Raw genomic sequence first — 6077 nt, forward strand, 5'->3', positions numbered from 1 at the left:
GGTTGCGGGTGGCTCCGGTGACGCCGACCGAAACCACGACGGGCTTGGAGAACCACGCGGTTTGCATTGGAACCTCGACCATGTTGCGCATGGAACGCGCGTGGCCGCGCGAGGTTTCATATCAGCCGATCACTGTCGCGTGAGGCTCGGCCCGGCATCTCCCGGCAAAACAAGGCCTAGACGATGTTGGTCGTCACCTCGACGATGATCGCGGCGCCTTCCAGGCCGCCGTTGGGCACATGCACGACACGCGAGACCCGCAAATCCTGCGGGCTTCCGTCGACCGACAGGGAAACACTCTCTCCAATGCGCGGCACGGCCTGGAAGGTGGCGTTGGTGGCGTCCGGCCGGTTGTCGATGGATATGCGGCAATTGACGGTCACGGAATGTCTCCTGTGGCTGGCGGTGCCCGGTCGTCAACGCGGGGTCCGTGAAATGGTTTCAGGAGGGCCGGGGCAAACCGAGTGACCTGCCCGATGTCCGCCTGGCGGCCAACGGGCGGTCCGACGGCTTCCAGGCTTCTAGTAGGCTCTCGGAACGAAGTAGTTGGTGGTGACCGCATCGCGGCCCACCCCACGCGTGACTTGAACCGCGGCATAGCCTTCCGGGGGAATCGAGCCGGTCGCCGTCCGGTCGACCTGCTTGCATCGGCCGACCATTTCGCCGCCCGGCCACGGTGCCAATCTGACTGCAAGGGCCGCTTGGCATTCCTCGAGCGAGGAATAGGCGACGGGCTGCGACTCCATGGGCCGGCAGAGCGATGCGTTGCATGAAAGCATGATCATCACCGCCGCGGTTGCCGGGTCCATGAAACTCTCCTGTTGGCCGACAACGTGCAACGGGCCGCAAGGTTTCATGCCGGGGATCGAGCACCGCCCCGTGGGCATTCGGCTGCGCTTCTTCCAAAGGTATTCGACGCCTGCAATCGAAACTGCTTGGCCAGGGATGCGACCGCGCTTAAAGGCCCGGCCCGGTCCGCGCCTTTGGGTAGACCAAACGCCGGAACATCAAAGGCCAAACGAGGATATCGTCCAAGCGTTCTGGTACCCGAGGCGCGGCTTGGTATTCGCTGCGTCGGTCTGGGTCGACGTTGCTGTTCCGGTTGCGGTGCAATCCAATTTTGCCGCCACTGCCGCCTTGATCGATAGACCAGCGCATGTGTTCGCAGCAGTGACTTTTGCCTTCTTTTCGTGCGCCGCAGCGACACTTGAACCGGCGAGGACAAGCGCCAGGCAAACGAGAGCCATTTTCATTAGAGCCACCTATTTTAGTGTAATCTAAAATAAAGTTAACGTAACGTTAACTGGCCGTCAATCGCGACGGGGTCCAGGGCGGAAGTCGCCGTCCTCCTGCCATTCTGAATTGTTCATCCAAGGCCCCAGGCGCCCGCCTGGGGCTGGACTACGGAGGCACGATGACTTGGATTTTCCGGTGCGAGCGGTCCTAGCAGGCAGGGCACCGGCCGACATCCTACCTGTATCCCGATTGGCCGATCGGTAGCGGATCTGAAGCGATCCGGCCTGATTCCGTTCAGAGAGTTCGCTTGCGGTTTTCTGCCTGGTTCCCGTTCATCGACTCGAACCACATACCCGATCGCATGTCGTCGCGGGGGTTTTAAGGACTACCGGCAGCCGGGCCAAGCTGGAGTTCCTCCCGGCGGCTTACGATGCTCAGCACAAATGCCCCGTGTGCTGGTTTATCCCCGCCTCAGCGCGGACACACTCTCAGGTCCAGATACTAGCCTAAGCCGCGAAGCGCTGCAGCGCTCGCTACATTGGAAAGAATTTCACGGGACCGCTCTATAAGCCGACGGTTCCCCTCGATGACTTCCTGAGTTTCCTTGATGCGACGCTCCGTTTCATCCAAGCGGTCAACCAGCTTTTTGGTGTCATCGATGTGTTGCATGACAATGGCCACCTTATCATGATCCGCGTCCTCCCGGCTCAACAACTCGCGCGGGATGGAAGTTGTTCCCTGATTGGCCCATGAGCCGGAGGCTTGCGTGGCGGTTGATCCACGGAGAATGTTTGCGTCAGCCGAGGAGGCGGCGACATGAAGGCCGCGGCAAAGCGATTTTCTTGAGCATGCGTCAGAACGTTGTTGATGGCCACCGGCTCCGCCCTTGCCAAGTCAACCGATAGGAATATATTCCTCGCGCGGCGATTTCTGCAATCTGAGGCCGCACCATGTCCAAAACCATTGCCGATGCCATTCGCAACCGCGAGACGTTCTACGTCACCTGCGGGCATCCGATGTGCAATCATTCCCTCCAGATCGACTTGCAAGCGCTGGGCGCCCGCCTGGGGCTCGACCACGGCGCCATGCATAACGACTTGGTGAAAGTGTTCCGGTGCGATCTGTGCAAGCGTGCAGGCAGGGGTCAGCGGCCGGTGTTCTTCACCTGCATCCCTGATTATGGCGCGATCGATCGGCGGAGGAACAGTAGCAAAGACTGACTGGCGGTCTTGGCCGAGTGCTCCGCTGGCGGGCTACAGTTTTACGCTTCGCGGTTCGTATGATCGGGGGGCCGGGAATGCGGCGGCTCGGCGCCGGAGTTTGGAGGGGAGCGCCGAGCCTAGCCGGCCGGTACCTGTGGGGGGCCACGGGGTCCTGCCGGGCTGGGCCGACTATGCCCCGCCTTCCAATAAGAACGAAGTCATCCGAAAGGAGGTGTCCTTGCGCGACATTGGCCGCGTCATTTCCCGTCCGCAACCAACCCTGCCGCCACCCGTTGACCCTATGCTGGGTAGATCCCTAGCACTTCTGTCTCTTCCCGCCGGTTTCGCCCGGCGGGCTTTTTCATGCCTGGAACATTCTTTGGAGGCGGGCGTTAATGATATCGTGGTCGATTCTTTAGGATGTAGCCACGCCCAGGGCCCGTCGCGGGGGGCCACGCGGCGGGCCTTTCATTTAAGGCACGGAAATTCAATAACGCTGGCCAACGGCTCGTGGCTTGGCTTGAGCCAGAAGAGTTGACGCAAATCGCGTTGGTCGGCCGGCTGGCCGCGGCTTAGTCTCCAGATGGTGACGACGTGGTTTGCCAGGCTTTGTTGCATGAGTATGGAGCCTCGAAAGTTGGAACTATTTTAGCGCACGCTGATTGAATCATCGGCAGCCGGGGTCGACTGCTGACCAACGTCCCTCCAAGACCTTTGGTCGGCCCGCGTCAGAGTTGGGTGGCGCGGGCCATCGCTTTCGGAGGCCGGGGAAGGTTGCGCGAGTCCTGTGCATGCCGAAGACGAAGGCTGGATTCACGGTGCCTTTCCTACCAGCCCTGCCTGCTATACCAGTCATCGATATCCCGACGGGCGCGATCCTTTTCGATGCCGTAGCGCTCCTGGATCTTGCCTTCGAGCTGATCGCGTTTGCCGGCGATGCGATCGAGATCATCGTCGGTGAGTTTTCCCCACTGTTCTTTGACCTTGCCCTTCACTTGCTTCCAGTTTCCCTCGACGCGATTCCAGTCCATGACAACCTCCTTCGTTCGAAAAAGGCGCAACGTCGTCGTGTCGAGGAAGTTCCCAAAAGGCCATCTGTGGCGGCCTTCGGGGGATCGATGCATATTCGACGATACGTCAAAAATTGCATCTAAGTCATTGGTTTTGTTTGGTTCCCGCTCATGGGCTCGAACCACGATTCACGCCTTCAAAGGGCGCTGTCCTACCATTAGACGAAGCGGGAAAGGCGGGACGTTATGGCGTCCTTGCGGCTTGCCGTCAATTCGGACCACCGGCCGTCAATTCGGGAAATCGACGCCCGGGTCCTGGCAGCGATGGACCGGGCAGGTACCGTCGCGGGACGGGATATAGGCCGACATCGGGACGTCAGGCCAGTCGCACTCGTTGCCGAACTGCCTGACATAGCGGTCATAGGTGTTGCGGCCGGTGGTCAGCACCACGGCGCGATGGCTCTGGATCATGGCGCGAATCTCGCCGCAACTCATGGAGCGGCTGTCGGGACGGGCATCGGCCAGGCCGGTCGTCGCGAGCACGGCGCCGATGGCCATCAACAAGGTCAGAACGCGAGCGGACATGAGGGTTCTCTTTGGTTTGACTGAATTGCACATGCGGCCGGTCCGGATTGGCGCTGGAATGGCCGCTTGCATTGTCGCACACAACCGCTTTCGTGTCTGTTGGGTTCCGCGCAACCAAATCGGGCGTCGCGCATTGCTGGGCATGGACGGCAGGAAACCCTACGAAACACCGCAATGGTGGCCCGGAAACGAGGGCCGTGAGGCGATGTGCTGTTCCTTCTGCGGCGGCCGCTACCATCGTTTCGAGGAGTGTCCGCGAAGATCCGATCCTTTCCGGCCTGGTGAACCCGACGGCGACGATACAGCGGAGCAATCAGTCGGCTGATCCGAGGTGACTGGCAGTGGCTAACCGGGGCGGTGGCTAACCGGCACCGGCCTTGACCTCGCCGAAGAAATCGATCAGCGCGCCAGCCGTTTGCCCGGGCATTTCCTCGGGGAAGAAATGCCCGCCTGACATAGCGCGGCCACGCACGTCATCAGCCCAGTTCCGCCATAACGCCAGCGGTCCGCCTTCGCCGGCATACCATTGGGCCAGCGCGCCTTGCCCGCTCCACAGTGCCAGGACCGGGCAGGCGATGCGCCGGCCGGCGGCTTTGTCCGCCCGGTCGTGTTCGCGGTCGAGCGTTGCCGCCGCCCGGTATTCCTCGCAGATCGCGTGGATGTGGGCGGGGTCGCGCAAGGCATCGACATAGGCCCGGCGGATGCCGGCCGGAAAGACATCGGACGACGAACCCCAGCCGCCCAGCGCATTGTCGACGATGGCGTCTGGGGCGCCCGCCAGGATCTTTTCCGGCAAGGGCGCGGGCTGCGCCAGCAGGGACCACGGCCAGTAACCAAGGGCCAGCCGGGCATCGGCCCGGTCCCAGGCATCGGCCGTGGGCACGATGTCGAGCACGGCGAGTTTTTTGATACGGTCGGGATGGTCGAGCGCCAGGCGGTAGGCGACACGCCCGCCGCGATCATGGCCGGCGACCATGAAGCTGGTAAAGCCGAGTTCCGCCATCATCGCCACCATGTCGGATGCCATGGCCCGCTTGGCATAGGGCGCGTGATCGGCGCTCGATGCCGGGCAGGCGCTGCGGCCATAGCCGCGCAGGTCGGCGCAGATGACGGTGAAACGTTCGGCGAGCGCCGGTGCAACATCGCGCCACATCAGATGGGTTTGCGGAAAGCCGTGCAGCAAAAGCACCGCCGGTCCGCCACCGGAGCGGCGCACGAAGATGCTGGCGTCCCCAACGTCGACGTCGATAGGCTGGAAATGCTCGAACATGGCCGGCCTCCGGCACAGGCAACGGCTGGAGAATGGAGTTGGTTGCAGCGCCTTTTGTGCAAGCGCCGGCTCTTTGCGCCGCGAAGGTGGCTCGCCGGCGCGATCGGCGTCCCCCGCGGCCTTGGCCTCTGGCCGGGTTCGCCATGCTGATCGTGCTGATCGTGGCAGGGCTGCTGCACCGCCTCGAACCCAGGGCCGGCCTTGGAGTGAGGGCGACAGACAGCCGCTCCGGCCCCAGAGGCAGGCCCTCTTCGCCAACCCATTGGGCCAACCTTTCGGGCCGACGGGCGTTGTCCCAGTGAAGGAAAGGCCGCCGCGGGCGGCTGTTCAACGAAGGAGGCCGAGATGAAAGCTCTCGCCATAGCATCATGCGCCACGATGCTGGCCGTGGCGATGCCGGCCGCGGCACAGACGGCTCAGCAGATACCGAACCAGCAGGGCGACAAATGCCGGGTGCAGACGGATCAAGGCGGCAAGCAGCAGTCCGGCAGCGGCGACCTGAGCGAAAAGCTCAGTGATTGCGGCGGCGTGTTGAAGCCGCCGGCTACCGGCGACCAAGGCATGGCCGCGCCGGCGCCCGATGAAGGCAACACACCGGTAATCAAGCCTGGCGAAGTGCCGCCCCAGCCGCCGAAGCAGTAGAGTTGGTTAGACGACATTGCAGTGCCTGCAGCGGAACCTCGCGAACCAGGAAACGTTTCTATGACAAGACGGACTTGGGAAGGATGGGATCGTGAGAGATATTGCCGGCACCGCTACGTTGCTTGCCTCTAT

The 6077-nt window shown here is 62.4% G+C and carries 8 protein-coding genes and 1 tRNA gene; 2 read left to right on the forward strand and 7 right to left on the reverse strand.

Annotated elements, in window-relative coordinates:
• Nucleotides 1–176: 176 nt before the first annotated feature.
• The 3 genes from EOA36_RS24390 to EOA36_RS37400 all read right to left on the reverse strand — a co-directional run bounded on the left by EOA36_RS24390 (nt 177) and on the right by EOA36_RS37400 (nt 1905).
• A complete protein-coding gene (locus EOA36_RS24390) occupies nt 177–383 on the reverse strand; it encodes a hypothetical protein (protein WP_127279761.1) in 207 nt (68 codons plus the stop codon).
• A 138-nt stretch (nt 384–521) separates the two neighbouring features.
• On the reverse strand, nt 522–809 hold the full coding sequence (locus tag EOA36_RS24395) for a hypothetical protein (RefSeq protein WP_127279762.1): 288 nt from the start codon (nt 807–809) through the stop codon (nt 522–524).
• 928 nt (nt 810–1737) lie between these two features.
• On the reverse strand, nt 1738–1905 hold the full coding sequence (locus tag EOA36_RS37400; RefSeq protein ID WP_189343724.1) for a hypothetical protein: 168 nt from the start codon (nt 1903–1905) through the stop codon (nt 1738–1740).
• 281 nt (nt 1906–2186) lie between these two features.
• Here EOA36_RS37400 and EOA36_RS24400 point away from each other — a divergent pair, with 281 nt between their 5' ends.
• The gene (locus tag EOA36_RS24400; RefSeq protein WP_127279763.1) at nt 2187–2456 is read left to right on the forward strand and encodes a hypothetical protein; all 270 of its coding nucleotides are present in this window, start codon (nt 2187–2189) and stop codon (nt 2454–2456) included.
• Nucleotides 2457–3265: 809 nt separating this feature from the next.
• Here the strand turns inward: EOA36_RS24400 and EOA36_RS24405 are convergent.
• From EOA36_RS24405 to EOA36_RS24420, 4 genes are all read right to left on the reverse strand, one after another.
• Entirely contained in the window at nt 3266–3469 is a 204-nt protein-coding gene (locus EOA36_RS24405; RefSeq protein WP_127279764.1) for a CsbD family protein, read from the reverse strand.
• Between the two features lie 138 nt (nt 3470–3607).
• Nucleotides 3608–3681, reverse strand: a tRNA-Gln gene (locus EOA36_RS24410).
• 55 nt (nt 3682–3736) lie between these two features.
• Nucleotides 3737–4033, reverse strand: a complete 297-nt coding sequence (locus tag EOA36_RS24415; RefSeq protein WP_127279765.1) for a hypothetical protein — start codon at nt 4031–4033, stop codon at nt 3737–3739.
• Between the two features lie 361 nt (nt 4034–4394).
• Nucleotides 4395–5303, reverse strand: coding sequence for an alpha/beta hydrolase (locus EOA36_RS24420; RefSeq protein WP_127279766.1), 909 nt, complete (start codon nt 5301–5303; stop codon nt 4395–4397).
• 345 nt (nt 5304–5648) lie between these two features.
• Between EOA36_RS24420 and EOA36_RS24425 the strand changes: the two genes are divergently transcribed.
• Nucleotides 5649–5945, forward strand: coding sequence for a hypothetical protein (locus tag EOA36_RS24425; RefSeq protein WP_127279767.1), 297 nt, complete (start codon nt 5649–5651; stop codon nt 5943–5945).
• Nucleotides 5946–6077: the final 132 nt, after the last annotated feature.

The sequence above is a fragment of the Mesorhizobium sp. M8A.F.Ca.ET.021.01.1.1 genome, from assembly GCF_003998025.1.
Lineage (GTDB): Bacteria > Pseudomonadota > Alphaproteobacteria > Rhizobiales > Rhizobiaceae > Mesorhizobium.